General features: G+C 67.3%; 16 protein-coding genes. 13 read left to right on the forward strand and 3 right to left on the reverse strand.

Annotation, left to right across the window (positions count from 1 at the left end):
• Nucleotides 1–23: 23 nt before the first annotated feature.
• Both ACF09K_RS04185 and ACF09K_RS04190 read right to left on the reverse strand, forming a co-directional pair.
• The gene (locus tag ACF09K_RS04185) at nucleotides 24–4,808 is read right to left on the reverse strand and encodes a DEAD/DEAH box helicase (protein WP_392240897.1); all 4,785 of its coding nucleotides are present in this window, start codon (nucleotides 4,806–4,808) and stop codon (nucleotides 24–26) included.
• 1,210 nt (nucleotides 4,809–6,018) lie between these two features.
• Nucleotides 6,019–7,116, reverse strand: coding sequence for a DUF1152 domain-containing protein (locus ACF09K_RS04190; RefSeq protein WP_392240898.1), 1,098 nt, complete (start codon nucleotides 7,114–7,116; stop codon nucleotides 6,019–6,021).
• A gap of 81 nt (nucleotides 7,117–7,197) precedes the next feature.
• Here ACF09K_RS04190 and ACF09K_RS04195 point away from each other — a divergent pair, with 81 nt between their 5' ends.
• The 3 genes from ACF09K_RS04195 (at nucleotide 7,198) to ACF09K_RS04205 (ending at nucleotide 9,476) form a co-directional block, all read left to right on the forward strand.
• Nucleotides 7,198–7,938, forward strand: coding sequence for a GntR family transcriptional regulator (locus tag ACF09K_RS04195; protein WP_392240899.1), 741 nt, complete (start codon nucleotides 7,198–7,200; stop codon nucleotides 7,936–7,938).
• A 276-nt stretch (nucleotides 7,939–8,214) separates the two neighbouring features.
• The gene (locus tag ACF09K_RS04200) at nucleotides 8,215–8,652 is read left to right on the forward strand and encodes an ATP-binding protein (RefSeq protein ID WP_392240900.1); all 438 of its coding nucleotides are present in this window, start codon (nucleotides 8,215–8,217) and stop codon (nucleotides 8,650–8,652) included.
• A gap of 95 nt (nucleotides 8,653–8,747) precedes the next feature.
• Nucleotides 8,748–9,476, forward strand: coding sequence for a GntR family transcriptional regulator (locus tag ACF09K_RS04205; protein WP_392240901.1), 729 nt, complete (start codon nucleotides 8,748–8,750; stop codon nucleotides 9,474–9,476).
• Between the two features lie 26 nt (nucleotides 9,477–9,502).
• Here ACF09K_RS04205 and ACF09K_RS04210 read toward each other — a convergent pair whose 3' ends face one another.
• Nucleotides 9,503–9,913, reverse strand: coding sequence for a hypothetical protein (locus ACF09K_RS04210; protein WP_392240903.1), 411 nt, complete (start codon nucleotides 9,911–9,913; stop codon nucleotides 9,503–9,505).
• 165 nt (nucleotides 9,914–10,078) lie between these two features.
• Between ACF09K_RS04210 and ACF09K_RS04215 the strand changes: the two genes are divergently transcribed.
• The 10 genes from ACF09K_RS04215 (at nucleotide 10,079) to ACF09K_RS04260 (ending at nucleotide 16,377) form a co-directional block, all read left to right on the forward strand.
• Nucleotides 10,079–10,429 carry a hypothetical protein gene (locus tag ACF09K_RS04215; RefSeq protein WP_205069846.1) on the forward strand — a complete coding sequence of 117 codons (351 nt, stop codon included), beginning with the start codon at nucleotides 10,079–10,081 and terminating at the stop codon, nucleotides 10,427–10,429.
• 5 nt (nucleotides 10,430–10,434) lie between these two features.
• The gene (locus ACF09K_RS04220) at nucleotides 10,435–11,808 is read left to right on the forward strand and encodes an FtsK/SpoIIIE domain-containing protein (protein ID WP_392240904.1); all 1,374 of its coding nucleotides are present in this window, start codon (nucleotides 10,435–10,437) and stop codon (nucleotides 11,806–11,808) included.
• Between the two features lie 82 nt (nucleotides 11,809–11,890).
• Nucleotides 11,891–12,499: a DUF2637 domain-containing protein gene (locus ACF09K_RS04225; RefSeq protein WP_392240905.1), complete on the forward strand. Its 609-nt coding sequence runs from the start codon at nucleotides 11,891–11,893 to the stop codon at nucleotides 12,497–12,499.
• 19 nt (nucleotides 12,500–12,518) lie between these two features.
• Complete coding sequence (locus ACF09K_RS04230; protein WP_069926933.1) at nucleotides 12,519–12,719, forward strand: hypothetical protein; 201 nt, start codon at nucleotides 12,519–12,521, stop codon at nucleotides 12,717–12,719.
• Nucleotides 12,719–12,910, forward strand: coding sequence for a mobile element transfer protein (locus ACF09K_RS04235; RefSeq protein ID WP_360246300.1), 192 nt, complete (start codon nucleotides 12,719–12,721; stop codon nucleotides 12,908–12,910). The genes ACF09K_RS04230 and ACF09K_RS04235 overlap by 1 nt, the downstream gene beginning before the upstream one ends.
• A 17-nt stretch (nucleotides 12,911–12,927) precedes the next feature.
• The gene (locus tag ACF09K_RS04240) at nucleotides 12,928–13,122 is read left to right on the forward strand and encodes a hypothetical protein (protein WP_392240906.1); all 195 of its coding nucleotides are present in this window, start codon (nucleotides 12,928–12,930) and stop codon (nucleotides 13,120–13,122) included.
• A 17-nt stretch (nucleotides 13,123–13,139) separates the two neighbouring features.
• A complete protein-coding gene (locus ACF09K_RS04245; RefSeq protein WP_392241039.1) occupies nucleotides 13,140–13,385 on the forward strand; it encodes a SpdD protein in 246 nt (81 codons plus the stop codon).
• Between the two features lie 117 nt (nucleotides 13,386–13,502).
• Nucleotides 13,503–14,837: a replication initiator gene (locus ACF09K_RS04250; RefSeq protein WP_392241040.1), complete on the forward strand. Its 1,335-nt coding sequence runs from the start codon at nucleotides 13,503–13,505 to the stop codon at nucleotides 14,835–14,837.
• Nucleotides 14,813–15,007: an AlpA family transcriptional regulator gene (locus ACF09K_RS04255; protein WP_069926930.1), complete on the forward strand. Its 195-nt coding sequence runs from the start codon at nucleotides 14,813–14,815 to the stop codon at nucleotides 15,005–15,007. The genes ACF09K_RS04250 and ACF09K_RS04255 overlap by 25 nt, the downstream gene beginning before the upstream one ends.
• A complete protein-coding gene (locus tag ACF09K_RS04260) occupies nucleotides 15,004–16,377 on the forward strand; it encodes a tyrosine-type recombinase/integrase (RefSeq protein WP_392240907.1) in 1,374 nt (457 codons plus the stop codon). Before ACF09K_RS04255 ends, ACF09K_RS04260 begins: the two co-directional genes overlap by 4 nt.
• Nucleotides 16,378–16,435: the final 58 nt, after the last annotated feature.

Below are 16,435 nucleotides of genomic sequence, written 5' to 3' on the forward strand. Positions count from 1 at the left end.
ATAGTCCGCGACTGACTGTTCTGCTACTTCAAAAGATCGAGCGCGGGGAAGCTGTCTACGATCTTCATCGTCTCCAGACTGACCGTGACGATTCGCTTGAGCAGGTCGATGATGTAGCGCGGGTCGTCAGACCAGTCGTTGGGGTCGTTGGTGATCTGCGATGCCTTGTCTACCTTGACCTGGTAGCGATCGATGATCCACTCGATCGCGGATCGAGCACCGAGCTGGTAGCGATACGCCTCCTCAGGGATGTTGGTCAGCTTCACCCGGGTGTTGTAGACGATCGTCGACCGGTCAGCCTGCCCCTTCACCTTCGGAATCTTCATCTTCACAACCCGGTACAGCTCGGCCGTGGGCGTCGCTGACGCGTCACCGGTCACCGTCTCGACGATGCCCTTGTACGGCTGCGCCTGCTCGTAGCCCAGATGCAGGTCGGCGAGCTTGTGGCCAGCCTGAGCGAAGCCGTGGAAGTCCCGGACTTTGGGGATACGGGGAAGGGACTTCTTCAGATCAGCGGCGAACTGCTCACGGTACGCCGGGGAGTGCAGCAGGCCGTAGACGTAGTAGAAGACGTCGTCCTTGGTAATGGATTCGTCGGAATAGGCGGCGCCGAAGGCTCGAACAGTGTCGCCGGTGATGTTGTCGACACGTTCGCGGTCCGCACTGTCCGTCGCGGCGGCAAAGAGGTCATCGCCTGCGCTGAGTTCACTGTAGGCGTAGCGGGGATAGAACTGGCCGTTCGTCTGTCCGCCAAAGAAGGAGAGGTCCGGAATGCCGTCAACCATCATGCAGGCGAACGGCATCGCAGCCCCGGTCCCGGTCGTAAAAATGCCCAGGTTTGCACAGTCGGCATCCGGAAAGGCCTGCGGAAGCTGGTACGTCCTCTCGTTCAACTGCGGATCGAAGTAGACCCACTGCTTCATGAACGGGCGATAAGTAGAAGTTGCGACGGCCGCGTCGGAGAACTCGTACTTCACTCCCTTGCAGATGCGAGACTTGTCGGCACTATTCCAGCTAATCTTCTTGTGGTCCAGGTCGATGAAGTCCTGCACATGAGTCTGTGTGGGAGCCGAGATCCCCTTGGATTCACAATCCTTCTTGAAATCCTTGAGCTGCTCGTTGTAGAAGTCGATCATTGACTCGACATTCTCCATCAACGCCCTGTCGGAAAAGTTGTAGTTCCAGGCGTCGCGTCCCGTCTTCAGGGCGCTGGAATACAGGGAGAAGACGCTTCCCCCCGGGGATTTTGCATCCTTGCTTGCGAGCGGGTGGAATGCCGAGAATCGCTTGTCCCGCAGATTAATCCAGTCGCCTTCTGGGCTCGGGATGATTTCCTGCCACTCCACGGAGTTGAGTCCCTGACTGCTCAGAATGGCCAACTTCCGTTCGCGGGTAAGGCTGTCCCCGATATCGCGATAGAAGAGTCGACAAGAAGGGTCTGACGCGTTCACGTTGCCGCTCTTTACCAGCATGAGGATGGCCACAGTGTTCTGGCTCCCCGACCCGAAGATCTTCCCGCCTTCCTTCTTCCACTCCGAACTCCGCTGATTTCCGCGAAGGTTGTAGCAGTAGATGAAATCGAACTCCGCTACCAGGTCTCTACGCAGGCCATCGGCTGTGTTGCCATCGATGTAGCCACCATTGGAGACAAAGCAGACGATTCCCTCACCCTTGATTCGGTCCGAGGCCCATCGAATAGCGCGAACGTAGGAATCGTATAGCGAGTTTTTGTTCTTGGCTGTGGAGAGCGCGGCGTAAGTCTCCTTGATGCGCTCATCAAGGACCTCATACTTCACGTTCTGATTGTTGTCGTTTTGACTTTCCTGCCCTGCCGAATAGGGAGGGTTCCCGATGACGACGGTGATGCCCTGCTTCTGTTGTTTTCTCGCACGCTCACTGTTGCCCTCTAGGACGTCCATCCCGTCGAGCTTCGCCGTGCCCTCGGCAAGCTGGAAGGTGTCGGTAAGGACTATGCCTTCGAAGGGCTGGTAGTCGCCGCCGGCGAGGTCGTGGAAAGCTGCCTCGATATTGACTGCCGCGATGTAGTACGCGAGCAGCACGATCTCGTTGGCGTGCAGTTCGCTCGTGTACTTGCGCTGTAGGTCGTCGGGTTTGATGAGCCCAGACTGAAGGAGGCGCACGGGAAAGGTGCCGGTCCCGACGAAGGGGTCGATGATCTGCACACCCTCGTCGGACAGGGACTTGCCGAGGTGCTTGACCAGCGCCTGTTCGGTGGAACGGATGATAAAGTCGACGACCTCGATCGGGGTGTAGACGATGCCGAGGGCGTTAGCAGTCTTGGGCAGGGCAGTCTTGAAGAACTTGTCGTACAGCTCGACGATGACGCGCTGGCGTCCCTCGTGGTTGTCGATGTCCTGAGCGCGGACCTTGACCGACCGGTAGAAGCTCTCCAGGGTTTTGGCCTCGGCGTCGAGCCCCTGGTCATCGAGAATGTCGAGCATCCCCTGCATAGCCCTGGAGACCGGGTTGTGCTCAGCGAAGGCGTAGTCCTTGAACAAGGCGTCGAAGACGGGCTTGGTGACAATGTGCTGGGCAAGCATGTCGACGGCCGCGTCATCGGTCACGCCTGGGTTTAGGGTCCCCCGCAGCTCTGCGACGAACTCCTCAAATGCAGCGCGCTTGTCGGGGAGGGCGAGCGCGGCCTTGATGCGGGTGACGTGGCGCTCGGCGATCTGGGCGATGTCGTTGGCCCAGTCTTCCCAGTAGTGACGCTCGCCGACCTTTTCCACGATGCGGGCGTAGATGGCGTCCCGCCAGTCGCTTATGGAGAACAGGGCGTCCTGAACGTGCTGGGCGCTCTGGGCTTCCTTCTCCTTGGCGGTCTTCGCGCTGTCCGCGGTGCTGGAGCCGTCCTTGTCGCCGACCGTCTCATCGTCCGCGCCGACGTGCCCGATGCCGATAATCTCCGGCTTCTTCTTGTTCAGCTCGATCTGGTTGACGGTCGCGTTGAAGCGGTCGTCGTGGGCGCGCAGCGCCTGGAGGACCTGCCAGACGGTCTTGAAGCGCTGGTTGTCCGCGAGGGCCTTCTCCGGGGAAACGCCAGCGGGGACAGCGACGGGCAAGATGATGTAGCCGTAGTTCTTGCCCGGCGCGACACGCATGACACGTCCAACAGACTGGACGACATCCACGACGGAGTTGCGCGGGTTGAGGAACAGCACCGCGTCGAGGCTGGGAACATCCACGCCTTCGGACAGGCAACGGGCGTTGGACAGGATGCGGGCGTTGTTCTGGCCAGGGTCCTGCTTGAGCCAGTCGAGGAGCTGGTTGCGTCGCAGGGTGTTGAACGTGCCGTCGACGTGTTCAACCTCGCAGTGCAAGACGTCGTCATCAGCGTCGTCATACGCATCGACGACCTCGTTGAACCGCTCCATGATGGCCTTGGAGTCGGCGATGGAGCGGGAGAACGCGACGGCCCGCTTCATCGGTGCTTCGTCCTTGCCGAAGCCGGAACCATCAGCAAAGGTGCCGGTGCGCTTGGCCAAGGCGTTCCAGCAGCCGATGATCTTCGCCGCATCGTCGAGCCGCAGTTCGGAGTCGCCGCCGGCAAAACCTTCCTGGAGGGTCTTGGCGACCACGCCCTCGTCGATGGTGAGGATGAGGACCTTGTAGTCCGTGAGCAGTCCCTGCTCAACGGCCTTACCGAAGCCGAGGCGGTGGAACTCGGGACCGTACTGCGCCTCGTTGTCCATCGAGGCGACGGCCGCGGAGGCGCCCTTGGCTTCCTGCTTGGTGTCGTCGCTGTACACGCGCGGGGTGGCGGTCATGTACAGGCGACGGTCGGCACCGATGAAGCTGTCGTCGTGGACGCGAACGAAGGCGGACTCGTCGTGGCCCGACAGGGTGACACCGGTGGTGCGGTGGGCCTCATCACACAGGATGAGGTCGAACCGCGGCATGCCCTGCTTCTGGGCGGCGGAGATCGTGGCGATCGACTGATAGGTCGAGAACACGAGCGTCAGGCCGGGGGCGGCCTCGACGCTGGCCATCTGCGCCATCAGCTTGCCGGGGCTGGTGGTCGCCGGCAGGGCGAGGTCGTGGGTGGACATGTCCTTGTCGTCGCCCTGGGCCTTCTGCTTGCCGACCTGGGCGTCGGAGCAGACGGCGAAGGCACGCAATGGCACCTCGGCCTCGTACGACCACTCACGCAACGACTGCGAGAGCAGAGCGATGGAAGGCACCAGGAACAGGACGGTGGTGTGCTCACCCTGCCCGGCCTCAGCCCGCTCCTGCTGAAGCCGTTCGGCGATCTTCAGGCTGGTGAAGGTTTTGCCGGTGCCGCAGGCCATGATGAGCTTGCCGCGGTCGTGCTCGGCGAAGCCGGCGAAGACGTCGTCGATCGCCGCCTTCTGGTGGGGGCGCGGGCTCTTCTTGTCCCGCAGCGTCATCTGGACTTCGTGGTCGATGCCCTCCGCGGGCAGGTGCCACTCGACAGCGCTGTTCGCGATGTCGGACAGTCCTATCCGGGTGACGAGGACCTGCTGGTCGTCCAGCGCCTCTTCCGCGTGGACACTCCACTTGTCCGTCGTGGAGATGATCATCCGACGGGTGAAGGCGCCCTTGCCGGAAGCTGTGAAGAAGGAGTCAATGTCCTCCTTGCGGACCGTGTGCTGCGGCTCGTAGAACTTGCACTGGATGGCGCAGAAGCCACCGGTCTCACGATCCTGCGCCACCAGGTCGATGCCGGTGTCGCGCTTGTCCTGTTCCGCCCCCGGCCAGTCGGCCCACATCCACACTCGGGTGAACTGCTCGGTCCACTGCGGATCGGTGCTGAGGTACTGGACCATGAGCTCCTCGAAGCGGGTGCCGCGGTCCCTGTTTCCTGTGGCTCCGTTACGGATCGCCCTGAGTACGTCGTGCACCGTCGTCGTATCCGTAGCCAACTCGCTCCGCACCCCATCACCGTCCACGGCGCACCTGTCGGACGCCGGATCGTTTCCACTTAAAAGCTTCGCAACTCTACTGCCCAAGTCCATGATCCAAGATCTGATTAGGAACTTGTGATCGACCCAGAAACTATGCGGAGCCATACGAGGTAGGTGAGGCCTCAGAGAGTGCCGTCTGTGACCTGTCTTCTTGCCCTGGGTTGCCGGAGATCTTCGGGAGCTGGGACTTTGCTGCTCAGGGGCGGTGGGTTCGTGCGCCTGCTGGTCGTCATTGGTCGTTCTTGATCATTGTCGAGCGGCCTCAGACGGCCCAGAGACGGGCCACCCTGCCGCACTCGACTGACGGCCGGCACCTGCAGTGCGCCCCGTCGCAGCCTCAGCTGACGCCAGTCAGCCACGACGGCGGGTGCGCCGATCGACCACGCACGCGTGTGCCTCGTTGCACCCCCACCGGCCTCAGCCACGCTGCCATGCTGTCAACCAGAGCAAGCCGCGACGGCCGGCCTGTGACAACAGTGCTTCAGTCCTCAGCTTGGGGAAGCTGCGGTATTTTGGGGCCGGTTAGTGCGAGCGCGGCCGAAACCAGGCACGGGGGAGCGGGTAGCCGAGGGCGGTGCGTACGTGGAGATCGTCAAGGTGCCGATCTTCGAGAAGCGGGGGCAGGGCTGATGGGCGTAAAAAAGGACCTCGAGAACACACCCCTGGGCTTGGTGGTCACGGGCCTGGTCGAGTTGGTCAAGACTGCCGGGGAGTTCTCCTTTGAGAAAGAGGCAGACGGAGGTATGCGCGCAGCGTTCACCCTCAATGCGATGCCTACCCATCCGGTCAAGGTGGTGATCAGGGGTGGGGGTCCTGCTGGCTTCAACCTGAATCTCACTTCCTCCAAGTCCATCCCCGGTCAGGTGCAGGGGAAGGCCCGAAGGAAGCCGCCTCGTTGAGGCGTGACTGGCCGCTCTCTCGTAGGGCCGACCCATGGTTCCGGCTCATGCATGTGCGCGGCACGGGCGCCGGCCGGGCTGGAGCGGGGCGGAGACAGGAGCGCAGGTCCGGCCGGGGGCCGGGCCGCGCGCGGGGAGCGGAGCGAGCCGCCTTGAACCCGTAAAGAAGGTTGTTACTCAGTGCCGGTCGGGATGCGCCACAGCGGGGCTGTGAACTGTTCCGGTCGGCTGTTGATGAGCAGGCTGCGCAAGTCATCGCGCTGGAAGCCGTTGAGGTTCAGGACCTCTGTGAGGTGGCGGAACGTCGTGTGGGTGACTCCGCGGCTTCGGGCCTCTGCCTCGAACTGGGCGAGCTGGGGGAGCACCGACTCGGCGTCGAGCTTCGTCGGGCGCCGTTCCTTGAGCCAGAGGGCCTTGTTGCGCTCGTAGTCGATTTCGGAGAAGCCGCAGATCTCCCTGCTCAGTGCCTCTGCCTCGTCCAAGGTGGTCGTCGACATGAGGGCGCGGGACAGCTCGTTGCGGCTGACGGCCTCGTCCAGGTCGACCTCGTGGAGCGTGGGGCTCTCGTCGGTGAGGGGGATGGGTAGGCCGGCGTCTCGGACTTCGCAGGTGCCGCGTACGCCTCGGGCTGCCGCTGCGAGCATGCCGGTCGCCTCTGAGGGGTGCCACTCCAGGACATGGCTGATCGGCTCCGTGTCCGCCGCGGTGAAGATGTGGACGAGGGGGCCGAGTATGTCTCGCAGGTCCTCGTGCGTCAGCTCGCCGTCCAGGCCTGGGCCTGCGACCAGCAGGCGAACGGGGGCGTCGACCTGGCAGCACGCCGCCAGCGTCAGGGAGTCGGCGAGCGGACTCTTCAGCGTCGGTTCGTCGCCTCGGGCCAGCACGTCGCCGCCGACGTCGAGGAGATCGATCGACGTCGGCCTGAGGCGGTTGACCAGGTCTTCGAGTTGGTGCGTGATGCCTTCGGCGCCGTGCCGCGGGTCGATCAGGGCGATGGTGTGCGGGAGTTCCGCCGCGAGTCGGGGGAGGGTGGAACCTGCCGGTGCGATGGGGCGGGCCTCCGCCGGCACCTTCCGGACGGCCGGGGTGAGCGGGTCGAGGCCGGTGAAGTCGTCGGCTCCCCGTGGGCCCGGTACCGGGTCGATCAGCAAGCGGTCCCACGCGTACGTGAGGATCACCGCCTGGTCGCCGTCCCCGTAGAGGGCGGTGTGAAGCATTGCGGCGGCGACAGCGTCGCCCCCTCCTCCTGCTGCGACGATCAACCGCGTCATGGGCCCAAGACTACGGGGTGGGCCCATGACCGGTCGCCCTATAGTGGCCAGAGGCTATAGCCACTTGGACGAGGAGGGGGCATGCCCCAGATCGAGGAAGCTCAGCCGAAGTATCTCCAGATCGCGCACTTCATCCGCGACCAGATCCTTCGGGGCGACCTGCGGCCCGGGGACGAGGTTCCCTCGGAACGGCAGCTGGCGGCTGACTGGAAGGTGTCCCGGCCGACGGCGGCACGGTCGTTGGAGGCACTGAGCCACCAGGGGCTCGTCGAGAAGCGGCAGGGATCCGGCACGTACGTGCGGAGCCTCGAAGTGAACCGGCGGGCACGTGAGTTGTACGGGCGGGCCCGGCAGACCGGCAAGATCTACACGCCCGGCGAGTACGCGGTGATCACGTCGGCCGGATGGCTGGACGCGCCGGACCACGTCGCTGAGGCGTTGGGCCTGGTGAAGGACCGTCGCGCCGTGCACCGCCGACGGGTCACCAACAACCAGGACGGGCCCATCACGCTGTCCACTTCGTGGTTCGCGCCGGACGTCGGGCGGAAGGCGCCCAAGCTGTTGGAGCCGGAACGGATCCAGCAGGGCACCCTGATGTACGTCGAGAACATGACGGGACGGCAGGGGAGTTACGCGGAAGACCGCATGTGCGCACGGCAGGCGACCGACGAGGAGGCGGCAGACCTCCAGCTTGACCAGGGGTCGGCCGTGCTGATCGTGCATCACGTCGTCTTCGACCTCCAGGACCGGCCGTTGGAGTTCGCCGAAGCCACCTACCCGCCGCAGCGCTGGGCGTTCGAACAGGGATACCCGCTCACCTGACAGAGCGTCACTTCGGGGAACTGCTTGCGCGCCCCAAGTGGCTAATGCCACTATCCAGTAAGTGGCTAAGGCCACTTGACGGGAAGGGGGCACGGAGTGACGAGTCAGCAGCGGCGTCAGGGAGCGCACTTACCTTGTCGGGGTTGCCGGGGCCGGGGCTGGAAGCGTGTCAGCTCGCGTACGTCCCTGGCGCTCGCCGCCACTGCCGACCGCGCCCGCGCCACATCTAAGCGGCGCTGCCTCGACTGCGACGGCAGCGGCAAGGAGTGAGGGCGGATGGCGTACACGATCGACCGCTACCCCTGCGAGGAGTCGCCGCGTCTCGGCGCGATGACCCTGCAGCCGGCCCCGGAGTCCGTACCCAGGGCTCGGCGATGGTTCCGCAAGTTCATCGCCCCGTACAACCCGGCCTGTTCGGTCGACGACTGCGTGTTGATGATCTCGGAACTGGTCACCAACGCCATCCGGTACGGCCGGGCGCATGAACCGTGGCTCGTGCGGGTGGAGTGGTTCCGTGAGGAGACCTCACTTCGGGTCGACGTCCACAACCCCGGCTTTCCTGCGAGCGTGAGGCTTCGACGTCCGGATGCCAACGACGCGCACGGGCGCGGGCTGCTGCTCGTCGACTCGATCGCCGCGTCGTGGCACTCCGGGCCCAGTCGCTTCGGTGGGACGGTGGTCTCCTTCGTGGTCGCCGATGCCTGGCCGTCGTGAGGAGGGGAACACCTTCCGTCGGTACTGCGCCGGCGGATTCGTCGCTAGTCTGGTTGACCAGTTGACTTGGCCAATCTCGACAGGCGGCGGCGTTCATGGCGTATGAAGTGGAGGCACCGAAGTATGTCCGCCTCGCTCAGACCATCCAGCAGCGCATCGAGGACGGCACGTATCCGCCCGGCACCCGCGTGCCCAGTGAGAACCAGCTGGTGCAGTCCTTCGGGATGTCCCGCCCGACCGTCGTCCGGGCGCTGGAGCTGCTGAAGCGTGACGGCTGGCTCGAATCCCGGCAGGGGTACGGCACGATCGTGCGCGGTCGGCCGGCGGGGGTCGAGCAGAAGGACCGCCGGGGGAGCGAGGCGCTCGCGCGTGACGAGTCCCGGACCGCGGGGCGGCTCGTCGAGGTCGGCCGGGTCCCCGTTCCGGCGCGCGTCGCCTCCGCGCTCGGGCTGCCGAAGCGGGCGAAGGTCCTCATGCGCCGGTTCCTGGTCGAGGAGGACGGTGAACCCGTCGAGCTGGTCTCGTCCTACTTCCCCGCCGGCCTGGTCGACGGCACCGAGCTGGAGAGCGCCGACCCCTTGAGCGGCGGTACCCGTGCTCACCTCGAGGCGCGGAAGAAGGTCCGCTTCGACCACGTGACGGAACGGGTCGCGGCTCGACTGCCCGAGCACGGGGAAGCGGAGCTTCTGGAGCTTCCGGAGGGTGTGCCCGTCCTCAGCGTCCTGGTCGTCGCGTGCGACGCCTCCGGGCAGGCGCTGCAAGTCTCTGACGTCCTGCTGCCTGCCGATCGGCAGGAACTCGAAGACACGTACCGACTCGGCTGAACCCGAGGGCGCTGCCGTGGCCGGCCTCAAGTGCGACGGCTGGCGAGCCGGTAGATCAGGTACGTGAAGCCGAGGATGACGTCGACCGCTGCCCACAGGCCGATGACGAGTCCCACGCCGATGGTGGTTCCGACGTCGTTCGCGTCCTCGCACAGCTTCAGGTCGTCGCCTGTCAGGCTCCGGCACTCATCGGGTGTCCCGCTGCCGCTCGCGGCGCCCGTGATCACCCAGATTAAGAACAAGATCTGGACGGCCAGGAAGAACCAGAGGAAGACGCGGCGGCGCTTCTTCGGCTTGGGGGTCGTCGCGCCCTGCTGGTAGCTGTTCGGCGGGAGCCCTTGCGGCGGCGCCGGCCAGGCATCCGGCGGTGGGGTGGGTCCTTGCGAGTCGCGTGAACCCCATGACTGCGGTTCTTGAGCGCGGTCTCGTTTGCCCATGTCGCGCCCTCCTTGCTGCTGACCTCATGGTGCGCTTGCCGCGCCGGTCGCGCTCGGCGGCGACCATCGAAGCCACTTGACAAGTCAACTTGGCATCCCTAGCTTCGAATTTGCTAAGTCAACTTGTCAGGTGGCGAGTTGATCGACTCAGAAGGAGCAACCTCTGTGCGTGTGATCCGTGTTGACGCCTCGACCGCCACGATCCTGCTCACCGAAGCGCCGGCGCCGAAGGTGCGCGACCGGCAGACCGGTGAGATCGCCAAGGACGCCGTGAGCGGTGAGGCGCTGATGACCATCGGCGTCGTCTACATCGACGAGGGTGAGTCGTCGCTGATCCAGGTCACCGTCCCCGAGAGCGGTGTGACGGACGGCCTGACCGTCGGCGCCCCGGTCTCCCTCCCCGGCCTTGTCGCCCGGCCCTGGCAGAGCGTGTTCAACGGGCGTGAGCGGCACGGCATCGCCTACCGGGCCACGGCCGTCATGCCCGGCGCGTTCCAGATGGCGCAGGCGGGCTGATCGACGTGACCGACCTGGTGACGTTGGCCGAGCTGGGCGGACCGCTCGCTGCGATAGGCGGCGCGGCCTACGCCCGGCACGCCCACCCGGCGGCGTACTGGTCCACGGTCGGGCTGCCGCTCTCGGTGGCCCGGCTGCTGGCCTCGTACTCCTCGACCATGGACGCGTGCGGGCTGACCGTCGAGCCGTCCCGCTGGTGGGCGCTGGCCGTCCGGGCCACCACCCGGCGGGAGATCCGGCCGGTTCCCCCGCGCCGCGGAGTGATCCGGCCCAACTCGACGGGCCTCCGCGTACGGCTGCGGCTCGCCCCCGGGCAGGAACCGGCGGACGTCGCCGCCTCGGCCGAACGACTGCGGCACGCCTGGGGTGTTCACGCCGTCTACGTGCGGGACGTCAAGCCCGGTGTCGTCGAACTCCGGCTCGTCGGCTACGACGTCTTACGCAAGGTGCGGATGCCGCGCCGTGTCGACGGCGGGCTTCTACGGGTGCCGGTGGCCCTGCGGGAGGACGCGACCGCCTTCGTCCGCGACTACCGCGCCGTACCGCACGAACTCGTCCTCGGCGCCACGCTGTCCGGCAAGTCCATGTACCTGCGCCACCTCGTCGTCGGCCTCGCGGCGCAACCCGTCGCCCTGGTCGGCATCGACTGCAAGCGCGGTGTCGAGCTGGCGCCCTTCGCTCCGCGGCTCTCCGCGCTGGCGACCGACCCGGACGAAGCGGCCGAGCTGCTGCCGGTCCTGGTCAAGGAAATGGAGGACCGGTACGACCTGATCAAGGCCCGCCAGGGCATCGCACCCGGCACCCCGGACGAGGAGATCACCTCGGACGTCTGGGGCCTGCCCGACAGTGAACGCCCCGTTCCCATCGTGCTGTTCGTCGACGAGGTGGCGGAACTCTTCCTCGTCGCCACCCGCAAGGACGAGGAACGACGGGACGAGATGGTCACCCAGCTCATCCGCCTCGCCCAGCTCGGCCGCGCGGCCGGCATCTACCTCGAAGTGTGCGGACAGCGCTTCGGCGCCGAACTGGGCAAGGGCGCGACCATGCTCCGGGCCCAGCTCACCGGACGGGTCTGTCACCGCGTGAACGACGAAGCCTCCGCCAAGATGGCGCTCGGCGACATCGCGCCCGAAGCGGTCGACGCGGCCTGCTCCATCGCCCCAGAACTGCCCGGTCTCGCCGTCGTCGGCGACACCTCCGGCGGCTGGTCCCGCATCCGCACCCCGTACCTGTCCCTCGCCGACGCTGCGGCCACCTGCCGGGAATCGGCGCACCTCGCCCCGGACGTACCGGCGCTCACGCCCTTCCGGTCGTACGCCCCGCCCGTGCCCGCAGAGGCGTCCGGGACGGCGACCGTCCCCCGCCCGGTGACCGAGTAGCCGTACGCAACCCCTCGGCCGGCGCGGCCGTACCGCGCCAAGTCCCTACCCCACCATGCCCGGAACCGGAAGGAGTGGCGCCGTGCGTTCCCTGCCCGTCCGCCTCGACGCCGTACTCGTCCAAGCCCTGATCGCCGCCGCGCTGTCCTTCGCCCACCTGCACGACCTGGCCGCAGCCGCCGGACAGGACGGCTGGAAGGCGTGGGCCTACCCGGTCTCCGTCGACCTGCTGTTGGTGGCGGCCTGGCGGCGACTGCGCTCCGGCGGGTCGAAGGCGGCCGGGTGGTGCTGGTTCCTCGTCGCACTGACCGCGTCGCTCGGCGCCAACGTCGCCACGGCCGGGCTGCTCGACCTGGACGCCGTACCGGCCTGGCTGCGGATCCTCGTCGCTGGATGGCCCGCGGTCGCCTTCCTCGGCGGCACGCTCCTCGCCCACGGCCCGACCGCAGAGCCCGAAGCGGTCCCGGCCCCGACCCCTGCCCCGGCGCCTGAGCGGCCCGCTGTCGAAGCGGCACCCGAACCGCCCCCGTCGCCCGTCACCCCCGTCCCGCCGGCCCTCGTCACCCACGCCCGCAAGGTCGCCGACGACCACCGCGCCCGGACCGGAACCCCCATCGACACCCCGACCCTTCGCGCTCGACTCGGCGTCCCTCTACCGATCGCCGAAGCCATCGCCGCCCAACTCACCTGAACCGGGAGCACTTCCGCCCATGCGTCCGTCCACGCTCCGCGCCCTCAACCGCGCCGCCGAGCTGACCCGCCAGAACCGCCTCACCGAAGCGATGCTCATCGCCGAACCCGTGATCATCACCGCCGACGAGTACGAGGGCGAGGAGATCCGGCGGTGGCTGCTCGACCACGTCGCCGACTTCACCGGCGAGAACCACCCCGACTCGAAGGAGCTGCCCTGATGCCCGCCAACCCGCGTTTCCGCCGGGTCGTCCGCATCGGCCCCGTCCAGGTCGGCACGTACTACGACGGCCGGGGCCGTGAGAAGCACGCCGCCGTGTGCACGGCCCCGCGCTGCGGCTTCTCCGCCGACTACGACAGCCGCACCGCCGCCGAGCTGGCTGCCCGCACCCACCGCTGTCGCGTCCGCTGATCCGCCGAGGAGATTCCGTGACCGTCTCGCTCCCGCTCGTCTTCGTCCTCGGTGTCATCGCCTGGGCCGCGATCAAGTTCCTCGGCGTCCGCCTCTGGGCCGCCGTCGTGATCGCCCTGTTCGGCTTCTGGCTCTCCCACACCTTCCTCGCCCCCGCCATCGAGACCGGCACCCGTACCGGGGTCGACGTCGTCGACGGCACCGACAAATGACCAGGAGGTCCGCCGTGCTGTTCCGCCCCCAGCTCCCCGACACCCCGCATCCGCCCACGACCCTCACTCGGCAGCATCCGGTGCAGGCGCCGGTGCCATCCGCCGGCCGCCCGCTCACCCCCTATGTGGGCGCGGTCGCCGCGGTGGTCGTCGTCGGCGTCGTCCTGACCGCGCTCCTGGCCGCCCTCGCCGTCACGGCCGTGTCCGTGGCCGTCGCCGCCGTGGTCCTGCGCTTCCTTGTCACCGGCGCCCCCAGGCGCTGACCGGCCACCGGGGCGGCAACAAGCCGCCAAGCATCCCGCCGCCCCGGGGCCGTCCCTTCCCGACCGCCGAAACAGTCGAAAGGAACTCCCATCATCACCCGGCAGACTCCGCCCCCGCTGGCGGAACTCTCCACGCTGGCCTCCCTCGGCACCCTGCCCGAACTGGCCCGCCAACTCTCCGGCCTGGGCGGCTGCACCCACCCCGTCCGCCTCGACGGCCACCGCACCGAATACGACATCGACACCCGTACGGGCGAGATCGGCACCGTCCTGCACCACCTCGCCTCGACCGCCCTCCCGGCTGGCCACCTCCTGGTCCGCTGCAACAACCGGCGGGCCACCCGGTGCGCGGCCTGCGCACAGGTCTACCGCCGCGACACCTACCACCTGATCACCGCCGGACTCCGCGGCGGCAAGGGCACCCCCGACCAGGTCGCCACCCACCCGCGCGTCTTCGCCACCTTCACCGCCCCCGGCTTCGGCCCGGTCCACAACCGCCGCACCGACGGCCGCCCCTGCCGCTGCGGCGTCCGCCACGACCAGGACGACGCCGCACTCGGCACCCCGCTCGACCCGGACCGTTATGACTACGAAGCGGCCGTTCTGTGGAACGCGCACGCCGGGGCCTTGTGGCGGCGCTTCTCGATCTACCTCCGCCGGGAGGTCGCCAAGCGCGCCGGCCTCACCCAGCGCACCTTTCGCCACCACGCCCGGATCTCCTTCGCCAAGGTCGCCGAGTACCAGAAGCGCGGGGCCGTCCACTTCCACGCCGTCATCCGCCTCGACGGCCCGGACGGCGGTGACACTCCACCGCCCGCCTGGGCGACGGCCGAGCTGCTCACCGACGCCATCCGCGCGGCCACGACCGCCGCCCGGGTCGACGGCCCGGTCGTCGACGGCCGTGCCCACACCTTCGCCTTCGGCCGCCAACTCGACGTCCGCACGATCCGCTCCGCCGACTTCGACGGCGGCCAGGAGCTGACCGAGCGGGCCGTCGCCGCCTACATCGCCAAGTACGCCACTAAGGGCGCCGAGACCGCGACGGGAGCTCTCGACCGGCCGTTGAAGTTCGTCGCCGAGCTGGCTCAGCTCGACATCAGCGACCACGCCCGCCGCCTCATCCGTACCGCCTGGACCCTCGGCGCCCGCAAGGACCTCGAACACCTCCGCCTGCGCGCCTGGGCCCACATGCTCGGCTTCCGCGGCCACTTCTCCACCAAATCCCGCCGCTACTCCACCACCCTCGGCGCACTCCGCACCGCCCGCGCCGACTGGCGACGAGCCCAGACGGCTCCGCCCGTCCCGCAGGACGGCGACAGCACGCTCGTCCTCGCCCACTGGGTGTTCGCCGGCACCGGCCTCAGCGCTGCGGAGAGCTGGCTCGCCGCGTCTCTCGAACCTGCCATCGGAACGGAAGGAGAACCGACATGGACCACCGTCACGACGAGCTGATGACTGTCCGCCAGGTGCTCGACGAACTGGGCGGTGTCTCCCGACGGACCTTCTACCGCTGGCGGGAGCTGGGGCTGGGGCCTGAGGCCTTCAAGCTCCCCAATGGAGAGCTCCGGATTTGGCGGAGCGACTTCGCCACGTGGCTGCGACAGCTGGAGGCGGCGGCGTGAAGTCTCTCGACGTGAAGGTCTGGGGCGTCCGAAAGAGGGACACCAAAACCCCCTCGTACGGCGTCCGCTGGTCCGTGGCCGGCAACGTCTTCTCCGAATCCTTCCGCACCAAGGCGCTCGCCGACCACTACCGCACGAAGCTCATGCGAGCGATGCGCGACGGCGAGGAGTTCGACACCGAGTCGGGGCTCCCGGCCTCGATGGAAGAGAAGAAGTCGGCCGTGTCGTGGTACGTCTTCGCCCTCAGGTACCTCGCCATGAAGTGGCCCCACGCCGCTCCCAACACACGGGACGGCATCAACGAATCACTCACCAGCGTGACGGTCGAACTCCTCGACGACCGCGCCGGACGCCCGTCCGATGAGGCGATCCGCAAGGCACTTCGCAACTGGGCCTTTGTCCTGCCGGGGCCCGACGATCGTGAAGTCCCCGACGACGTGCGGAATGTTCTCCACTGGGTGTCTAAGGCCTCTCGACCGCTTGCCGACCTCGCTGAGCCTGCTACGGCCCGCGCCGTCCTCGACTCACTGAAGCTCAAACTCGACGGCACGGCAGCGGCGGCGGAAACTGTGCGGCGTAAGCGCCGGACGCTCGTCAACGCCGCGAACTATGCGGTCGACCTGGGGGAGCTGCGGGAGAACCCCGTCACGGCGGTCCGCTGGCAGAAACCGAAGGTGTCCAATCAGGTGGACCCGCGCGTCGTCGCCAACCCGGAGCAGGCTCGCAACCTCCTGGCGGCCGTCTCCTATGTGGGCGGATACCGGCGTGCCCGCGGCCGTCGCCTCGTGGGCTTGTTCGCCGCCATGTACTTCGGTGGTCTCCGGCCTGCGGAGGCGGTCGGCCTCGTCGAGACGGACCTGACTCTTCCCGAACGGGGTTGGGGCTCGGCCCTGCTCCACCGCACCCGCCCGTCGGTCGGCAAGCAGTGGACCGACACGGGGGAGACCCATGACGACCGCGGGCTGAAGAACCGACCGACCGAGGACGTCAGGCGGGTGCCGATCCCGCCGCACCTCGTCGCTGTGCTCCGCGAGCATCTGGCCACCTTCGGTACGGCGGATGACGGGCGGCTGTTCTTCAGTGAGAAGGGCTCGGTCGTCCCGTCCTCGACGTACTACCGCGTCTGGCAGGAGGCCCGCCTCCTCGCACTGCCACCGGCCGTTGCCTCCTCACCGCTCGCGAGTCGGCCCTACGACCTCCGGCACTCGGCGCTGTCGACGTGGCTCAACGCCGGTGTCGACCCGACCGAGGTGGCCGAGCGCGCTGGCAACAGTGTCGAGGTCCTGCTGACCCGCTACGCAAAGTGCCTCGACGGACGGCAGGACGTCGCCAACCGGCGCATCGAGGACTTGCTCCGCGAGTACGAGTGAGACAACTTGCACCGCCACCGAGGCCCCAGGCATGGATGCTTGGGGCCTCCCTCGTTTC

It is taken from the genome of Streptomyces sp. NPDC014882, from assembly GCF_043081325.1.
Lineage (GTDB): Bacteria > Actinomycetota > Actinomycetes > Streptomycetales > Streptomycetaceae > Streptomyces.